The organism is Allobosea sp. AK1 (genome assembly GCF_006714945.1).
GTDB lineage: Bacteria > Pseudomonadota > Alphaproteobacteria > Rhizobiales > Beijerinckiaceae > Allobosea > Allobosea robiniae.
In genome coordinates, this window is record NZ_VFMG01000001.1 from 280,063 (window position 1) to 294,994 (window position 14,932).

Consider the following 14,932-nt stretch of genomic DNA (forward strand, 5'->3'; position numbering starts at 1 on the left):
GTCGGCAGCCCGCCAGATCGTTGTGCACGGATGCCCAGACCCGGCATCCTGCCCTTGTGAAGGAAGCGTCGAGCCGACGCCGTCATGCCCGGGCCTGCCCCGGGCATCTCTCGCAAGAAGCGCTTACCTTCTCCCGTCCAGGACTCTCGAGCCAAGCCGGAGAATGGCGCCGGGTTCAGCTTGCGAGCAGGACGCGCGGCGCAGCACCGATGCCGAAGCGAACCACATCCTTCGCTGCCCCCTTGGCGAAGGCGAAGGCGAGCAGCGTCTCATCGCAATGCTCGGCTTCGCGGACGATCTCGTTGGCGATGCGCTGGGCGGTGGCGGTCGGCCCCTCGCCGGCGGAGAGCGTCGTCACCAGCCAATGCGCCTTGTCGCGGTCGATCACGCCGGTGGGACGGTTTTCCCAGACGGCGAAGTCGACAACCAGCGCCACGAGGTAATCTGCATAGGCCTTGCAGCTTTGCGGCACGGCCCGGTCGAGCGCGACCAGAACATCGACGATATCCCGCGTGACGACGACGTCATTCAAGATGTTACGCTGAAGCATCTTGACGTCTTCTTCGTCGACCGCGCGACGATCCATCACGCGATCGACGAATTCACGAAGCTCATGACCCATCATGTTCGAACCCCTGTCCGGCGTTGTTTTGTGCCGGTACGTTCCTGTTGTGGGAACACCATGAACCCGGTCCCCGCATCAGGTGGTTAACGCGCAAATCTGAACGGATATTCAGGTTAAACGGAACTGAGTCGACTTGGTTGCGAGGGTGTTACTGCGGGCAGCGCAGGCGCGGCGAAGAGCGGCCCTCAGCCCGTGTCGGCGGCAAGGGCGCCGGATGATATCGCCGCTGCGAAATCATGCAGGCGAACACGGACAAGGCCCAATTGGGTGAAGACATTCTGTGACGCAGACGCGGCCTGGAGATCAATCGCCTCCGGCCGGAACCACCCTTGTCATTCCAGGACTCGCGCCGCTGGCGCGCCCCGGAATGACAAAGGCTGCGCCCCGAAGCGGCGATGATCCGTTTTAGACAGCCCTACGCTGCCACAGCCTTCGGCAATCCGAGCGCCGTCGGCAGCTCCGGGAACGCGCGCAAAACATGCCGGGCACCGAGCGCGACGAGGCTCTCGACCGGCTGGAACCCCCAGGAGACGGCGACAGGCACGGCGCCGGCGGCAACCGCCATCTCGATGTCGAAAGAGCTGTCGCCGACCATCGCGGTGCGCTCCGCCGCCGCACCGGTCTCCGCCATCGCCCGCTGGATCATCCCGGGATGCGGCTTCGAGGGAGCATCGTCAGCCGACTGCACCGTATCGAACAGGCCCTGCCAGCCATGCCGGGCGACGATGAACTCCGCCCCCTTGCGCGACTTTCCGGTGGCGATGCCGAGCTTCAGCCCGCCATGGCGCTTCAGCTCGGCCAGCGTCTCGGCGACGCCCGCGAAGAGCGGCTCGTCCAGCGACGGATCGGTCTCGGCCTGCACACGCATCGCGCTGAAGACCTGGCGATAGGTCTCGGTCAGCACATCGTCGGGCTCGGCCAGACCGGCAAGCCGCGCCATCGCGATGTCGAGCGTCAGCCCGACGATGCCGAGACCAGCTTCACGCCCGGGATGAACCCGTCCGCAGCGCCTGAAAGTCTCGTATTGCGCGCCGAGGATGATCGCCTCGGAATTGATCAGCGTGCCGTCGAGATCGAAGATGATGAGATCCATGCCGGGGCTTTATCCCGGATTGCCGAGGCAATCCACTGCAAGCCCGTCATGGCATCATCCCGCGCGTGACCGGCTCAGCCCCTGGCTTCGCGGGCGCAGGCATCGACCGCCTTGCGCAGATCGGCGCCATCGAGCCCTTTGGCACGCGCCTCCTTGCGGCATTCGGAGCGCTGGGCGAGATCCGGCCGCTTGCCGTTGAAGCAGGCGGTCAATGCCGCGATGCGTTCCGGGCCCTGCAGCTTGCGGCCGTCGGCCTCTTCCTTGCAGGCGGCCCGCGCCGCCACCGCCGTCGGCTTGCCGTCGCGCGTGAGACCATCATGGGCATAGAGCTGTACGCCCGGGAACTTGCCCTGCATGCAGATGCGCATCGCCGCGCGCAAATCCGCGCCGGCGAGCGCGATATTCTCGGACACGCAATCCTGCCGGGCCTTCGCCCGCTCGGCGCGCGGGATCGGCTCATCCGCCGACGCCGCCACGGCAGCCGGCGCGGGGGCCGTCGCCGGCGCGGTGGTCTGCGCCTGGGCGGCTCCCGCAAGACCGAGAACAAAGCTGGAAACGATCAAAACCGAACGCATGGTCAGCCCTCCGATGACGAGAACATAGTTAGAACAGAAAGCGTTTTGTTCCGCAACTGTTCTCTGACGTTTCGTCACCGCCTGGGAGAGGCCTCACTCGTCCGGCGCCTCGACGATCGGATCGTAGGGCGCGTCATCGAAGCCAAGCAGGTTCCAGCTCTGGCGCATATGCGGCGGCAGCGGCGCGCTGACATCGATCGTGCCCTTGCCCCGCGGATGCGGCAGCACGATCCGCCGCGCCAGCAGGTGCAGCTTGTTCTGGATGCCGCCGGGCAATTCCCAGTTCTGGATGTTGAAATATTTGGGATCGCCGATGATCGGGTGGCCGATATGGGCGGCGTGGGCGCGCAGCTGGTGGGTGCGCCCGGTCACCGGCTTGAGCGACAGCCAGCCGAGCTTCTGCGCCGCCGTCTCGACCACCGCGTAATAGGTGACGGCATGCATCGCGCCGTCCTCGCCATGCTTGGCGACGGCCATGCGCTGGTCGCCGTCATAGGCCTCCTCGCGGGCGAGATAGGTCGAGATCCGGCCCTGGCGCACGCGCGGCACGCCCGCCACCAGCGCCCAGTAGACCTTGCGGGCCGAGCGCGAGCGGAAGGTCTTGGCCAGCGTCGCCGCCGCGAAGCGCGACTTGGCGATGACGAGGCAGCCGGCGGTGTCCTTGTCGAGACGGTGGACGAGGCGGGGCTTCTGGCCGCTCTTGTCGGTCAGCACCTCGAGCATCTGGTCGACATGCCGCGTCGTGCCGGAACCGCCCTGCACGGCAAGGCCAGCCGGCTTGTTGAGCACGATGACGTCGTCATCCTCGTAAAGCGTGATCGAACGCAGGAATTCAACCGTGTCGGTATCCGCCTTGAGCGAGCGCGGGCGCTGCTCCTGCGGCTCGAGCTTGAGCGGCGGGATGCGCACCGTCTGGCCTTCTTCGAGCCGATCCTTGCTGTCGGCGCGCTTGCCGTTGACGCGCAGCTCACCCTTCCGGACGATGCGCTGGATATGGCTGAAGGAGAGCTGCGGGAAACGCGCCTCGAGGAAGCGGTCGATCCGCATCTCGTTCTCGTCCGGCGTCACCACCAGCTGCTGCACGCCGGTCGAGAGCACCTCGGAGGTCTCGGCCTTGACCTGGGCGCGGGTCGGCTTGGGGGCCTCCTCCACCGGCCGCGGCCGCGGCGAGCGCTGCACGCGCTCCTCGCCGGCCGCCGGGCGCGCGGCTGCCCTGCGCCGGGCGTCGTGGTTCGGCCGCTTGCCGCGCGGAGCCCCCGCGGATGGCGGCTTGCCACCGCGCCCGGAGCCGCCGGGGCCCTTGCCGCCAGCGCCCTTGTTACCGGGACCTTTGCCGCCCGTCTTCATGACATGCTCCGCATCATCGCGAGGCCACCGAGCAGCGCCGCCAGCGACAGCACGACCGAGCCGATCACATAGGTGGCCGCCAGCATTGCCTCGCCCCGCTCCCAGAGCAGGACGGCATCGAGCGAGAAGGCCGAGAAGGTGGTGAAGCCGCCGAGCACGCCGGTGGCGAGGAAGAGCCGCAGGTCCTGCGGCACGCCCTCGCCGGCACGGAAGGCGAACCAGCCGGCGACGAGCCCCATCAGGGCCGAGCCGATGATGTTGATGGCCATGGTCCCGTAGGGAAAGCCCATGCCGAACCAGCGCGGCGAAACGACATTGATGCCGTGGCGCAAGGCGCCGCCGATGCCGGCGCCGATAAAAACGAAAGCGGTGGAGATCATCGTTGTGGAATAGAGCGCACGCTCGCCTTGCACAAACGAAATCCGCCGCAATTGCACGGCTCGGTGTGGCCGGGCAGGAAGCCCAGCGTCAGGAATAGGCCCGGCGGGAACGATGGGAACGGCAAGGATGCGTCTTCAGCTTCGGATCGGCGGCGCAGGGCTGCTTGCCGCCATGGTCATCCTCGGCAGCGCGGCCGCCTTCGCCCAGCAGAGCGGCAGCACGGGCACCGACTGGCCGACGGAAAAATGCAACCGCTACAGGAAGGCCTATGACCAGTCGCTGGCGCGCCTCGGCAAGAAGGGCCTGGGCGCGGAATTCCTCGCCAGCCACGACGCCTTCCTTGCCTCGAACTGCCAGGCCCGTGCCGAGGTCTGCGCCCGCAGCAAGGAGGAGCTCGAGCTTGCCAACCGGCTCGTCGTGATGGCGATGAACAGCGGCATGTCCAGCACCTTCCTGCCGTTCAATTGCCGCAACTGAGCCCGGCTCAACGTTGGCGGCGCTGCCTCAGCCGGGGATGGACGTAGAGCTCGAAGGCGATGGTCAGCACGATGAAGACGAGCGCGATGGCGAAGGCCACGACCCAATAGGAGACATCGTCCTTCGAGACGAACCAGCCCGCGATCACCGAGGGCACGATCATGAACAGGCGCGCCAGCAAGAACATCCCTACTCCCCCCGCTCCTGCCGGAGCTTCTCCCAATATTCCAGCCGCTTGCGGATCTCGCGCTCGAAGCCGCGCTCGGGCGGATCGTAGAAGCGCTGGCGGCCCAGCACATCCGGCCAGTAGTTCTGCCCGGAGAAGGCATCGGGCTGGTCGTGGTCATAGGCATAGTCGGCGCCGTAGCCCTCCTCGCGCATCAGCTTGGTCGGCGCATTGAGGATGGTCTTGGGCGGCGTCAGGGAGCCCCGCTCCTTCGCCACCCGCGCGGCAGCCTTGTAAGCCATATAGGCCGCGTTCGATTTCGGTGCGGTCGCCAGATAGATCACGCAATTGGCCAGCGCGAGCTCACCTTCGGGCGTGCCGAGCTGCTCATAGGTCTGCGCCGCCGCGCGGGCATGGATCAGGGCCTGCGGATCGGCGAGCCCGATATCCTCCACCGCCATCCTGACCAGCCGCCGCGCCAGGAAGCGCGGATCCTCGCCGGCATCGAGCATGCGCGCGAAATAGTAGAGCGCCGCATCGGGATCGGAGCCGCGGATCGTCTTGTGCAGGGCCGAGATCAGGTTGTAATGGCCGTCCTGCGCCTTGTCGTAGATCGGCGCGCGGCGCTGGATCACCTCGGACAGGCCATGCTCGTCGAGAATCTCGCCCGGCTTCGCCGCTCGCCAGATTTCCTCGGCCAGCGTCAGCACGGCCCGCCCGTCGCCGTCGGCGAAGCGCGCCAGCGCCAATCGCGCCTCCGGCGTCAATGGCAGCTCCCGGCTCTCCAGGACCTCGGCCCGGCCGAGCAGGAAGAGCAGCGAGCCCTCGTCCAGCGACTTGAAGGTCAGGACGCGCGCCCGCGACAGCAGCGCCGCATTGAGCGCGAAGGACGGGTTCTCGGTGGTCGCGCCGATCAGCGTGATCGTGCCGTCTTCCATGACCGGCAGGAAGGCGTCGAGCTGGGCGCGGTTGAAGCGGTGAATCTCGTCGACGAAGAGCAGCGTGCCCCGGCCGCCCAAACGGCGCCCGCGCGCCGCCTCGAACACCTTCTTGAGATCGGCGACGCCCGAGAAGATCGCGCTGATCTGCTCGAAGCCGAGATCGACCAGCCCGGCGAGCAGCCGCGCGACCGTCGTCTTGCCGGTACCCGGCGGACCCCAGAAGATCAGGCTGCCGATCGTGCCGGAGGCGACGAGCCGCGTCAGCGCCCCGTCCGGCCCGGTCAGATGCTCCTGGCCCGCGACCTCGGCGAGCGTCGTCGGACGCAGGCGGTCGGCAAGCGGCCGCGGGCCGGACTTGTCCAGCCCCGAGGCTGAGAACAGGTCGCTCACCCTGGGAAGACCGAGGTGATCGTCTGGCCGTTGCGGGTGATCGTCACCTCCCAGGCGCGCCTGCGATCCTTGAGGATCGTCTCGACTTCGCGCGAAGTGGTCATCTGTTCGCCGTTCAGCGCCTTGATGATGTCGCCCTTCTGGAAGCCGACATTGGCCGCGGTGCTGCCCTCCTCGACCTCGCTGACGACGACGCCTTCATTGCCGGTGTCGATCGAGAGTTCCTCGGCCAGCGCCGGAGACATGTTCCCGACGGTCAGGCCGGCAAGCGGCGAACGGCTCGTCAGCTTCACCATGTCGCGCGGCCGGGTCTCGGGCGCAGCGATGAGCTTCACGGGGATCGAGATGCGCTTGCCGCTGCGCAGCACGCTGAGCATCGTCGTGCCGCCGATCGGCCGGGTGGCGAAGCGGTAGCCGAAGGATTCGGGATCGTCGACATTGACGCCATCGACCGAGAGGATGACGTCCGAGCGCTTCAGGCCCGCCTGGTCGGCCGGCCCCTTCTCGACGACGCTGGCGACGACCGAGCCCGCCGGCCGGTCGAGCCCGAGCCCGTCCGCGACCTCGGCCGTGAGGCTCTGCAGCCGCGCCCCGAACCAGGGGCGCTTGACCGTCTTGACGCCGGCCTTGGCGCTGTCGACGACGAGGCGCACCATCGCCGAGGGAATGGCGAAGCCGATGCCGACGCTGCCGCCCGAGCGCGAATAGATCGCGGTGTTGATGCCGACGACGCGGCCCTTCATGTCGATCAGCGCGCCGCCCGAATTGCCGGGATTGATCGCCGCATCGGTCTGGATGAAGGATTGCGCATCGCCGACGCCGATCTGCGTGCGCGCCAGGGCCGAGACGATGCCCTGCGTCACCGTCTGGCCGACGCCGAAGGGGTTGCCCATCGCCAGCACGATGTCGCCGACCTGGAGTTCGTCGGTATCGGCGAGCGCGATCGCGGTCAGGTTCTTCGCGTCGGCAAGCTTGAGCACGGCAAGATCGGTGCGCGGATCGCGCAGCAGGATCGTGGCCTCGACCTCGCGCTTGTCGGCGAAGGCGACCTTCACCTCGCTCATGTTCTCGATGACGTGGTTGTTGGTCACCACGAGCCCGGCGCCGGCATCGACGATCACGCCGGAGCCGAGCGAGCGCTGTACCCGCTCGCGCGGCACGCCGAAGCCGCCATCACCGAAGAAGCGGCGGAAGAACGGGTCGTCCATGAAGGGGTTCTGCGGGCGCTTCTCGACGCGCGCGCCATAGACGTTCACGACCGCGGCCTGCGTCTGCTTGACCAGTGGCGCGAAGGAGAGCGTCACCTGCTCGCGGGTCTCAGGCACCTGCCGCTGCTGGGCAAGCGCCGGCCACGGCGCGACGCCGGCCAGCAGAGCGCCCGCCAGGGCAGCCGCGGCCAGGGTCTTCCGATAGGGTGCGGGGCGGTGGATCATGCTCGTCCTCGTTCAGAAACAAAAAGCGCCGGCGCGGAGTTTTCCGTTCAGGCGTGGCACCCGCTATACCCGTGTAACGCCCTGCGGTTCCCGCAGCGGCATCCCCCAACCCGATATGGCCATTTCTGGCCGGATAGGAAGAGCAGGATGAGCCTGATTCGGCTTGTGTACGCCAGCGAGAGCCGGCTCGTCGACGCCAATCGCCGTGCGGAGCTGGACAGGATCCTGACAAGCGCCCGCCGCTTCAACGACCAGAACGGTATCACCGGCTTCCTGTTGGCGACGGAGAAGGCCTTCGCGCAGGTGCTGGAAGGATCGCGGGACAACGTGGCCGAAACCTATGGCCGGATCGTGATGGACCCGCGCCACACGGCCTTTCGGGTGCTTTCGGAAGAACCGATCGTCGCCCGCTCCTTCGCCGGCTGGGCGATGGGCATCGCCGAGCGCGAAGAGACCACCAGCTTCATCTTCGGCCTGTATGGGGTGACACCCGAAGCCGACCTCCACGCCCAGCCGCTGGAGATCCTCATCGACCTCGCTGGGGAGCTCGCGGGACGGCCCATCTAAGGACTGCACAACCAAAGAAAAAGGCGGCCCCGAAGGACCGCCTTTTCCAATTCAGTCAGAGGAAGCCGATCAGGCGGCTTCGTCTTCCGCCGTGAAGACCGGGCCCGAATCCTTGCCCTTGGCATCGACGTCGCGGTCGACGAACTCGATGATCGCCATCGGGGCGTTGTCGCCGAAGCGGAAACCCGCCTTCATGATGCGGAGATAGCCGCCGTTGCGCTCCTTGTAGCGCGGGCCGAGGACCGCGAAGAGCTTGCCGACCAGCTCGACATCCTTGATCTGCGCGATCGCCTGACGGCGGGCGTGCAGGTCGCCGCGCTTGCCGAGGGTGATCAGCTTCTCGACGACCGGACGCAGGTCCTTAGCCTTCGGCAGCGTGGTGGTGATCTGCTCGTGCTTGATCAGGGCCTGGGCCATGTTGGCGAACATCGCCTGGCGATGCTCGGCCGAGCGGTTGAAACGACGACCGCGGAAACCGTGACGCATTGTTTGGCTCCTTCGTTGCTTACGGCCGCCGTGCCACGGAACGGCCGTTCGTTATGCTCCGGCTCAGATGAGCCGGGCGGGGTTGGCGCGGGATGCCTCCCGCGCCGTCTTTTCTCAGTAGTGCTCTTCGAAGCGCTTCGCGAGCTCTTCGATGTTCTCCGGCGGCCAGCCCTGGACGTCCATGCCCAGATGCAGGCCCATGGTGGCGAGCACTTCCTTGATCTCGTTCAGCGACTTGCGGCCGAAGTTCGGGGTGCGCAGCATCTCGCCCTCGGACTTCTGGATGAGGTCGCCGATATAGACGATGTTATCGTTCTTCAGGCAGTTCGCCGAGCGGACCGAAAGCTCGAGCTCGTCGACCTTCTTGAGCAGTGCCGGGTTGAAGGGCAGCTGCGGCGCGGTCGAGACGGCCTCTTCCTTGCGCGGCTCCTCGAAGGTGATGAACACCGCGAGCTGGTCCTGCAGGATGCGGGCGGCGAGCGCCAGCGCGTCCTCGGGGGTGACCGAGCCGTTGGTCTCGATCGCCAGCGTCAGCGAGTCCTTGTCGAGGTTCTGGCCCTCGCGGGTGTTCTCGACGCGGTAGGAGACCTTCTTGACCGGCGAGTACAGGCTATCGACCGGGATCAGGCCGATCGGCGCGTCCTCGGGACGGTTCTGCTCGGCCGGGACATAGCCCTTGCCGGTATTGACCGTGAACTCCATGCGGATCTCGGCCCCGTCGTCCAGCGTGCAGAGCACGAGGTCGGGGTTCAGGATCGCCACGTCGCCGATGGTGTTGATGTCGCCGGCGGTGACGGTGCCCGGGCCGGACTTGCGCAGCGTCATGCGCTTCGGGCCCTCGCCCTGCATCTTGACCGCGATGGCCTTGATGTTGAGGACGATGTCGGTGACGTCCTCGCGGACGCCCGGGATCGAGGAGAACTCGTGGAGAACGCCGTCGATCTGGACGGCGGTCACGGCCGCGCCCTGGAGCGACGACAGCAGCACGCGACGGAGCGCATTGCCGAGCGTCATGCCGAAGCCGCGCTCGAGCGGACGCGCAACCACAGTCGCCTGACGCTTCGGGTCGTCTCCGACCTTCACTTCGAGCTTGTTCGGCTTGGAAAGATCCTGCCAGTTCTTGCTGATCACGACCGCACTCCTGGTGCTGAATTCATCTGGCGGCCACCGCCGCCCCGGACAGGCGCCCGCCCCTGCGGGCGCCTCATGCAATGGTCAGACGTCAGACGCGGCGACGCTTGCGCGGACGGCAACCATTGTGCGGGATCGGCGTCACGTCGCGGATCGAGGTCACGGTGAAGCCCGCGGCCTGGAGAGCGCGAAGAGCCGACTCGCGGCCCGAACCCGGACCGGTCACCTCAACCTCGAGGGTGCGCATGCCGTGCTCGGCAGCCTTGCGGGCGGCATCCTCGGCGGCGACCTGGGCGGCATAGGGGGTCGACTTGCGCGAGCCCTTGAAGCCCATCGTGCCGGCCGACGACCACGAGATCGTGTTGCCCTGCGCGTCGGTGATGGTGATCATGGTGTTGTTGAACGAGGCGTTCACATGCGCGACGCCGGAGACGATGTTCTTGCGTTCGCGACGACGGACGCGCTGGGCTTCCTTGGCCATATCTCTTCTTCCATCCTTCAGGCGCGCCCGTCATGCCAGGCGCTGGGGATGCCGGCGGCCCGTGAGCGGACCGTCCGGCGTATAGACAGCGGGCCGACTAGCGGCCCACTGAGATCACTTCTTCTTGCCGGCGATCGGCTTCGCCTTGCCCTTGCGGGTGCGGGCGTTGGTATGCGTGCGCTGGCCGCGGACCGGCAGCGAGCGACGATGACGCAGGCCGCGATAGCAGCCGAGGTCCATCAGGCGCTTGATGTTCATCGAGACTTCGCGGCGCAGATCGCCCTCGACGAGGTAGTCGCGGTCGATCGTCTCGCGGATCTGCAGGACTTCGGCGTCGGTCAGCTGGTTGACGCGACGCTCGGCAGCGATACCGACCTTCTCGCAGATCTCCTGGGCCTTGGACGCGCCAATGCCGTGGATGTACTGCAGGCCGATGACGACGCGCTTGCCGGTGGGAATGTTGACGCCCGCGATACGAGCCATGGTCTCATCTCCATGTCGGCCGAAGCACCCGATGGCACCCCGGCGGTGGGAAAAAATCCTGCGTCCGGTGGAGGCCGGCTCATGCAGGACGTTGAACGGCTCCACGCGATAATGCGACGTCGTCCCTTCTCGCGAAGGCAACGGCATCGCTCCCATGAAACCGGATTGCGGCTCGTTAACGGGTTGGGCGCAACGAGTCAACCCGTCGCAACCAAGAAACATGCCAAGGCCGGCGAAGTGGCCGAAGCGCTGCGAGGTCAAGGCGGTAGCCGCGATTGCTATATAAGGGCCCCGTCATTCCAGGCAAGCGGCGGAACCGCGCCCGGAACGACGGACTCAAGCGAGAACCCTCACTTCTTCACCAGGCTGCACTTGCTCTCAGAGAGCGGCGCGATGATCTCGGCCGCCGGGATCTTGCGGACGACCTTGAAGTAATCCCACGGCGCCTTCGAATCGGCGGGCTTCTTCACCTCGACCAGCAGCATGTCGTTCATCAGCCGGCCATCCTCGCGGATCTTGGCGCCCGGCGCATAGAAATCGTCGACCGGCATCTCCTTCATCTTCGCCGCGACCGCAGGGCCCGCTGCCGTACCGGCCGCCTTCACCGCCTTGAGATAGTGCAGCACCGAGGAATAGACGCTGGCCTGGATCATGCCCGGCATCTTCTTGGTCTTCGCCATGTAGCGGTCGGCGAAGGCCCGGCTCGGCTTGTCGGCGTCATGATAGTAGGCGGTGGTCGTGATCAGCCCCTTGGCCTTGTCGAGGCCGAGCCCGTGGACGTCGCTCAGCACCACGACCATCGCCGCGAGCTTCTGGCCGCCATCGACCAGGCCGAACTCGCCGGCCTGCTTGATCGAGTTGATCGTGTCCGTGCCGGCATTGGCGAAGGCGACGATCTTGGCCTTGGAGGCCTGCGCCTGCAGCAGGAAGGAGGAGAAGTCCGACGTCCCCAACGGCGCGCGCACCGTGCCCAGCGTCTTGCCGCCATTGGCCTTCACGATCGACTCGATATCGGCGGTGAGCTGGTGGCCGAAGGCATAGTCGGCGGCGATGATGTACCAGCTGTCGCCGCCTTCGCGCAGCACCGACAGCGCCGTGCCCTTGGCCGAGGTCGCCGTGTCGAAGGTCCACATGAAGCCGGTCGGCGAGCAGTCCTCGTTGAAGAGGCGCGTCGTCGCCGGGCCATTATAGAGCGCGACCTTCTGCTTCTCCTTGGCGATGCCGGCCACCCCCAGTGCAACGGCGGAGTTGGTGAGGTCCGCGATCGCGGTGACGCCGTCCACATCATACCAGCGCCGGGCCAGCCCGACGGCGATATCCGGCTTGTTCTGGTGATCGGCTGCGACGATCTCGATCGGCTTGCCCAGCACCGAGCCGCCGAAATCCTCGATCGCCATCTTCGCAGCCTCGACCGAGCCGAGACCGCCGAATTCAGCATAATTGCCCGACTGGTCGTTGAGGATGCCGATCTTCACCGCATCCTGCGCCCGCGCCGCCGCCGGCATCAGCGCCAGCGTGCTCGCGACCAGCAACGCACCAAACCTCGTCATGTGCCTGCTCCCTGTCCTGCATCCGGACCCGGAAAGGCGCTTCGCCACCTGGTCGACGGACGCTTGCCACCGCTTTGCGCGGATTGGGTCTCAGCACATCCGCCGGGGGTAAGCCTGTCAACGCACGGGTGGAGCGAGAAAAGGCAAAGGCAGTCCCGCAAAAGCGCACCGCGGAAATGAAAAACCCGGCCGGACCGCAAAGTCCGCCCGGGTTCGAACTTGTTCGCCTAGGAGCGCTCAGCCCTGCGCCGCCACCGAAAGCGCATCGCTGATCGCCCGCGAGACGTCGTCGATCGGCTGCATGCCGTCGATCGCAGTCAGCTGGCCGCGCTTGTCGTAATAGGGCGCAACCACCGCCGTATCGCGATTATAGGCCTCGAGCCGGGTCTTGAAGACCTCCGGATCGTCATCCTTGCGCACCGGCTCTCCAGCCGCCCTCGCCTCCTCGGCGCGGCGGACGATGCGGTCGACAAGCTTGGTCTGGTCGACCCTGAGCTCGAGCACGGCATCGAGCTTCAGCCCCTTGCCGTCGAGCATCTTGTCCAGCGCCTCGGCCTGCGCCAGCGTCCGCGGAAAGCCGTCGAGGATGAAGCCTTTCCTGGCGTCGGCCTCTTCGATGCGGTCGGCGACGATGCCGATGACGATCTCGTCCGAGACCAGCCCGCCCGCGTCCATCACGGCCTTGGCCTTCTGGCCGACCGGCGTGCCGGCGGCGACGGCTGCGCGCAGCATGTCGCCGGTCGAGAGTTGCGGAATGCCGTGCTTCGCGACGATGCGCGCCGCCTGAGTGCCCTTACCCGCCCCCGGCGGCCCCAGGAAAATCAACCGCATCTTATCTCCGCGCTCCTCGCAACTTGGCCTTCTTGACCAGCCCTTCGTACTGATGGGCCAGCAGGTGCCCGTGAACTTGCGCCACGGTGTCCATCGTCGTCGTCACCACGATGAGCAGCGAGGTGCCGCCCAGCAGGATGATCGGGATCTGAGCATAGGTGATCATGAACTCGGGGATAAGGCAGACAATCGTCAAATATCCTGCGCCGAGAACGGTGATGCGGGTGAGGATGCGATCGATATGCTCGGCGGTCCGCTCGCCCGGGCGGATGCCCGGCATGAAGCCGCCATGCTTCTTGAGATTGTCCGCCGTCTCCACCGGATTGAACACGATCGCGGTGTAGAAGAAGCAGAAGAAGATGATCAGCGCGGCGTAGAGGATCATGAACGCCGGCCGGCCATGCGCCAGATAGGTCGCCATCGTCGACAGGAAGCCGGTGCCGCCCGAGGCCTGCGAGAAGCTCGCGACGGTGGTCGGCAGCAGCAGCAGGGACGAGGCGAAGATCGGCGGGATGACGCCGGAGGTGTTGAGCTTCAGCGGCAGGAACGAGGTCTGGCCCTCGTACATGCGGTTGCCGACCTGGCGTTTCGGATAGTTGATCAGCAGGCGGCGCTGGGCGCGCTCCATGAACACGCAGAAGGCGATGACGCAGATCGCCATCACGAGCACGCCGAGCAGCAGGCCGGTCGAGATCGCGCCCTGGCGGCCGAGCTCAAAGGTCTGGGCGAGCTGCGAGGGGAATTCGGCGATGATGCCCGCGAAGATGATCATCGAGGTGCCGTTGCCGATGCCGCGGCTGGTGATCTGCTCACCCAGCCAGAGCAGAAACATCGTGCCGCCGACGAGCGTGATCGTGGTCGAGAGCAGGAAGAACGGCCCGGGTTCGAGCACAAGGTTACCCGAACCCTGGAGACCCACGCCGATCGCGTAAGCCTGGAATACGGCCAGCACGAGGGTCAGGTAGCGGGTGTACTGGTTCAGGGTCTTGCGACCCTGCTCGCCTTCCTTCTTCAGCGCCTCGAAAGTCGGCACGACGCTCGAGAGCAGCTGCACGATGATCGAGGCCGAGATGTAGGGCATGATCGCCAGCGCGAAGATCGCAAGGCGCCCGACGGCACCGCCAGAGAACATGTTGAACATGCCGAGCATGCCGGACTGGGTCTGGCGGAACAGGTCGGCCACCGCGTCCGGGTTCATGCCCGGCAGCGGGATGTAGGTACCAAGCCGGTAGATGACGAGCGCGCCCAGCGTGAACCAGATTCGCTTCTTGAGTTCATCCGCCTTGGCGAAGGCCCCGAAATTGAGGTTCGCCGCAAGCTGTTCAGCCGCCGATGCCATGCGTCCGGTCCCTGGGTCTCAAACTGGTCGTTGAAGCACATCCCCCAACGCACGCGTGCGTGCTGTCTGCGGATTCGTGCCTTGCGTCAAACAGTCAAACGGCGGCCAAGGCGCTGGGCCCGGCCGCCGTTCGCAAACGTCATGTAGGCGTTCGGATCACGCCTGTGAAGCGGCAGCCAGAATCTTGACCGAACCGCCAGCCTTCTCGATCGCAGCCACGGCCGACTTGGACGCGCCGTAGACCTCGAAAGCGAGCTTGGTCTTGAGCTCGCCGACGCCGAGAATCTTGACGCCATCCTTGGCCTGACGGGTGATGACACCGGCGGCGACGAGCGCCTCGATGGTCACGGCGCCCTTGGCGTCGAGCTTGCCGGCTTCCACTGCCTGCTGGATGCGGCCGAGGTTCACCTCGTTCAGATCCTTGGCGAACAGGTTGTGGAAACCGCGCTTCGGCAGGCGACGATACAGCGGCATCTGGCCGCCTTCGAAGCCCTTGATGGCGACGCCGGCGCGCGAGGTCTGACCCTTCACGCCGCGACCACCGGTCTTGCCCTTGCCGGAGCCAATGCCACGGCCGACTCGCATGCGCTGCTTCAGAGCGCCTTCGTTGTCACGGATATCATTGAGTTTCATGTG

General features: G+C 66.3%; 18 protein-coding genes. 2 read left to right on the top strand and 16 right to left on the bottom strand.

The annotated features are described in order from the left end of the window. Positions 1-175: 175 nt before the first annotated feature. The 5 genes from FHT98_RS01420 to crcB form a co-directional block, all read right to left on the bottom strand. Positions 176-550 carry a hypothetical protein gene (locus FHT98_RS01420; protein WP_244512118.1) on the bottom strand — a complete coding sequence of 125 codons (375 nt, stop codon included), beginning with the start codon at positions 548-550 and terminating at the stop codon, positions 176-178. A 490-nt stretch (positions 551-1,040) separates the two neighbouring features. Continuing rightward, positions 1,041-1,718, bottom strand: a complete 678-nt coding sequence (locus FHT98_RS01425) for an HAD-IA family hydrolase (protein ID WP_142111948.1) — start codon at positions 1,716-1,718, stop codon at positions 1,041-1,043. Between the two features lie 74 nt (positions 1,719-1,792). Next, positions 1,793-2,293: a hypothetical protein gene (locus FHT98_RS01430; RefSeq protein ID WP_142111950.1), complete on the bottom strand. Its 501-nt coding sequence runs from the start codon at positions 2,291-2,293 to the stop codon at positions 1,793-1,795. Positions 2,294-2,386: 93 nt separating this feature from the next. Then, positions 2,387-3,640 (bottom strand): RluA family pseudouridine synthase, encoded by a 1,254-nt coding sequence (locus FHT98_RS01435; RefSeq protein ID WP_142111952.1) that lies wholly within the window; start codon positions 3,638-3,640, stop codon positions 2,387-2,389. Beyond that, positions 3,637-4,053 carry a fluoride efflux transporter CrcB gene (gene crcB, locus FHT98_RS01440; protein ID WP_349236259.1) on the bottom strand — a complete coding sequence of 139 codons (417 nt, stop codon included), beginning with the start codon at positions 4,051-4,053 and terminating at the stop codon, positions 3,637-3,639. The genes FHT98_RS01435 and crcB overlap by 4 nt, the downstream gene beginning before the upstream one ends. Before the next feature lie 94 nt (positions 4,054-4,147). On the opposite strand from crcB, the gene FHT98_RS01445 reads away from it, so the two are divergent. Beyond that, on the top strand, positions 4,148-4,498 hold the full coding sequence (locus tag FHT98_RS01445) for a hypothetical protein (RefSeq protein ID WP_113585101.1): 351 nt from the start codon (positions 4,148-4,150) through the stop codon (positions 4,496-4,498). 7 nt (positions 4,499-4,505) lie between these two features. Here FHT98_RS01445 and FHT98_RS01450 read toward each other — a convergent pair whose 3' ends face one another. The 3 genes from FHT98_RS01450 to FHT98_RS01460 are packed head-to-tail and all read right to left on the bottom strand — an operon-like array spanning position 4,506 to position 7,428. After that, entirely contained in the window at positions 4,506-4,685 is a 180-nt protein-coding gene (locus FHT98_RS01450; protein WP_061967390.1) for a hypothetical protein, read from the bottom strand. 2 nt (positions 4,686-4,687) lie between these two features. After that, on the bottom strand, positions 4,688-5,995 hold the full coding sequence (locus tag FHT98_RS01455; protein WP_091861279.1) for a replication-associated recombination protein A: 1,308 nt from the start codon (positions 5,993-5,995) through the stop codon (positions 4,688-4,690). Next, the gene (locus FHT98_RS01460) at positions 5,992-7,428 is read right to left on the bottom strand and encodes a Do family serine endopeptidase (RefSeq protein WP_142111953.1); all 1,437 of its coding nucleotides are present in this window, start codon (positions 7,426-7,428) and stop codon (positions 5,992-5,994) included. The genes FHT98_RS01455 and FHT98_RS01460 overlap by 4 nt, the downstream gene beginning before the upstream one ends. Positions 7,429-7,575: 147 nt before the next feature. Between FHT98_RS01460 and FHT98_RS01465 the strand changes: the two genes are divergently transcribed. Then, positions 7,576-7,995, top strand: coding sequence for a BLUF domain-containing protein (locus FHT98_RS01465; protein ID WP_142111956.1), 420 nt, complete (start codon positions 7,576-7,578; stop codon positions 7,993-7,995). Positions 7,996-8,064: 69 nt separating this feature from the next. Here FHT98_RS01465 and rplQ read toward each other — a convergent pair whose 3' ends face one another. The 8 genes from rplQ to rplO form a co-directional block, all read right to left on the bottom strand. After that, entirely contained in the window at positions 8,065-8,481 is a 417-nt protein-coding gene (gene rplQ / locus FHT98_RS01470; RefSeq protein ID WP_061967384.1) for a 50S ribosomal protein L17, read from the bottom strand. Positions 8,482-8,595: 114 nt separating this feature from the next. Further along, complete coding sequence (locus tag FHT98_RS01475; RefSeq protein WP_061967382.1) at positions 8,596-9,612, bottom strand: DNA-directed RNA polymerase subunit alpha; 1,017 nt, start codon at positions 9,610-9,612, stop codon at positions 8,596-8,598. 91 nt (positions 9,613-9,703) lie between these two features. After that, positions 9,704-10,093: a 30S ribosomal protein S11 gene (rpsK, locus tag FHT98_RS01480; protein ID WP_043237079.1), complete on the bottom strand. Its 390-nt coding sequence runs from the start codon at positions 10,091-10,093 to the stop codon at positions 9,704-9,706. 114 nt (positions 10,094-10,207) lie between these two features. After that, on the bottom strand, positions 10,208-10,576 hold the full coding sequence (rpsM, locus tag FHT98_RS01485; RefSeq protein WP_061967380.1) for a 30S ribosomal protein S13: 369 nt from the start codon (positions 10,574-10,576) through the stop codon (positions 10,208-10,210). A 350-nt stretch (positions 10,577-10,926) separates the two neighbouring features. Then, the gene (locus FHT98_RS01490; RefSeq protein WP_142111958.1) at positions 10,927-12,126 is read right to left on the bottom strand and encodes an ABC transporter substrate-binding protein; all 1,200 of its coding nucleotides are present in this window, start codon (positions 12,124-12,126) and stop codon (positions 10,927-10,929) included. A gap of 237 nt (positions 12,127-12,363) precedes the next feature. Continuing rightward, entirely contained in the window at positions 12,364-12,957 is a 594-nt protein-coding gene (locus tag FHT98_RS01495; protein WP_091861291.1) for an adenylate kinase, read from the bottom strand. A gap of 1 nt (position 12,958) precedes the next feature. After that, positions 12,959-14,296, bottom strand: coding sequence for a preprotein translocase subunit SecY (gene secY / locus FHT98_RS01500; protein ID WP_061967375.1), 1,338 nt, complete (start codon positions 14,294-14,296; stop codon positions 12,959-12,961). Between the two features lie 156 nt (positions 14,297-14,452). After that, positions 14,453-14,929 (bottom strand): 50S ribosomal protein L15, encoded by a 477-nt coding sequence (gene rplO, locus FHT98_RS01505; protein WP_061967373.1) that lies wholly within the window; start codon positions 14,927-14,929, stop codon positions 14,453-14,455. Positions 14,930-14,932: the final 3 nt, after the last annotated feature.

Bases quoted from the DNA above. Each gene is read 5' to 3' on its own strand.
- FHT98_RS01450 (WP_061967390.1), bottom strand. From the start codon at position 4,685: ATGTTCTTGCTGGCGCGCCTGTTCATGATCGTGCCCTCGGTGATCGCG.
- rplQ (WP_061967384.1), bottom strand. From the start codon at position 8,481: ATGCGTCACGGTTTCCGCGGTCGTCGTTTCAACCGCTCGGCCGAGCAT.
- FHT98_RS01430 (WP_142111950.1), bottom strand. From the start codon at position 2,293: ATGCGTTCGGTTTTGATCGTTTCCAGCTTTGTTCTCGGTCTTGCGGGA.
- secY (WP_061967375.1), bottom strand. From the start codon at position 14,296: ATGGCATCGGCGGCTGAACAGCTTGCGGCGAACCTCAATTTCGGGGCC.
- FHT98_RS01460 (WP_142111953.1), bottom strand. From the start codon at position 7,428: ATGATCCACCGCCCCGCACCCTATCGGAAGACCCTGGCCGCGGCTGCC.
- FHT98_RS01495 (WP_091861291.1), bottom strand. From the start codon at position 12,957: ATGCGGTTGATTTTCCTGGGGCCGCCGGGGGCGGGTAAGGGCACTCAG.
- rpsM (WP_061967380.1), bottom strand. From the start codon at position 10,576: ATGGCTCGTATCGCGGGCGTCAACATTCCCACCGGCAAGCGCGTCGTC.
- FHT98_RS01425 (WP_142111948.1), bottom strand. From the start codon at position 1,718: ATGGATCTCATCATCTTCGATCTCGACGGCACGCTGATCAATTCCGAG.
- rpsK (WP_043237079.1), bottom strand. From the start codon at position 10,093: ATGGCCAAGGAAGCCCAGCGCGTCCGTCGTCGCGAACGCAAGAACATC.
- FHT98_RS01435 (WP_142111952.1), bottom strand. From the start codon at position 3,640: ATGAAGACGGGCGGCAAAGGTCCCGGTAACAAGGGCGCTGGCGGCAAG.
- FHT98_RS01445 (WP_113585101.1), top strand. From the start codon at position 4,148: ATGCGTCTTCAGCTTCGGATCGGCGGCGCAGGGCTGCTTGCCGCCATG.
- FHT98_RS01490 (WP_142111958.1), bottom strand. From the start codon at position 12,126: ATGACGAGGTTTGGTGCGTTGCTGGTCGCGAGCACGCTGGCGCTGATG.
- rplO (WP_061967373.1), bottom strand. From the start codon at position 14,929: ATGAAACTCAATGATATCCGTGACAACGAAGGCGCTCTGAAGCAGCGC.
- FHT98_RS01420 (WP_244512118.1), bottom strand. From the start codon at position 550: ATGCTTCAGCGTAACATCTTGAATGACGTCGTCGTCACGCGGGATATC.
- FHT98_RS01465 (WP_142111956.1), top strand. From the start codon at position 7,576: ATGAGCCTGATTCGGCTTGTGTACGCCAGCGAGAGCCGGCTCGTCGAC.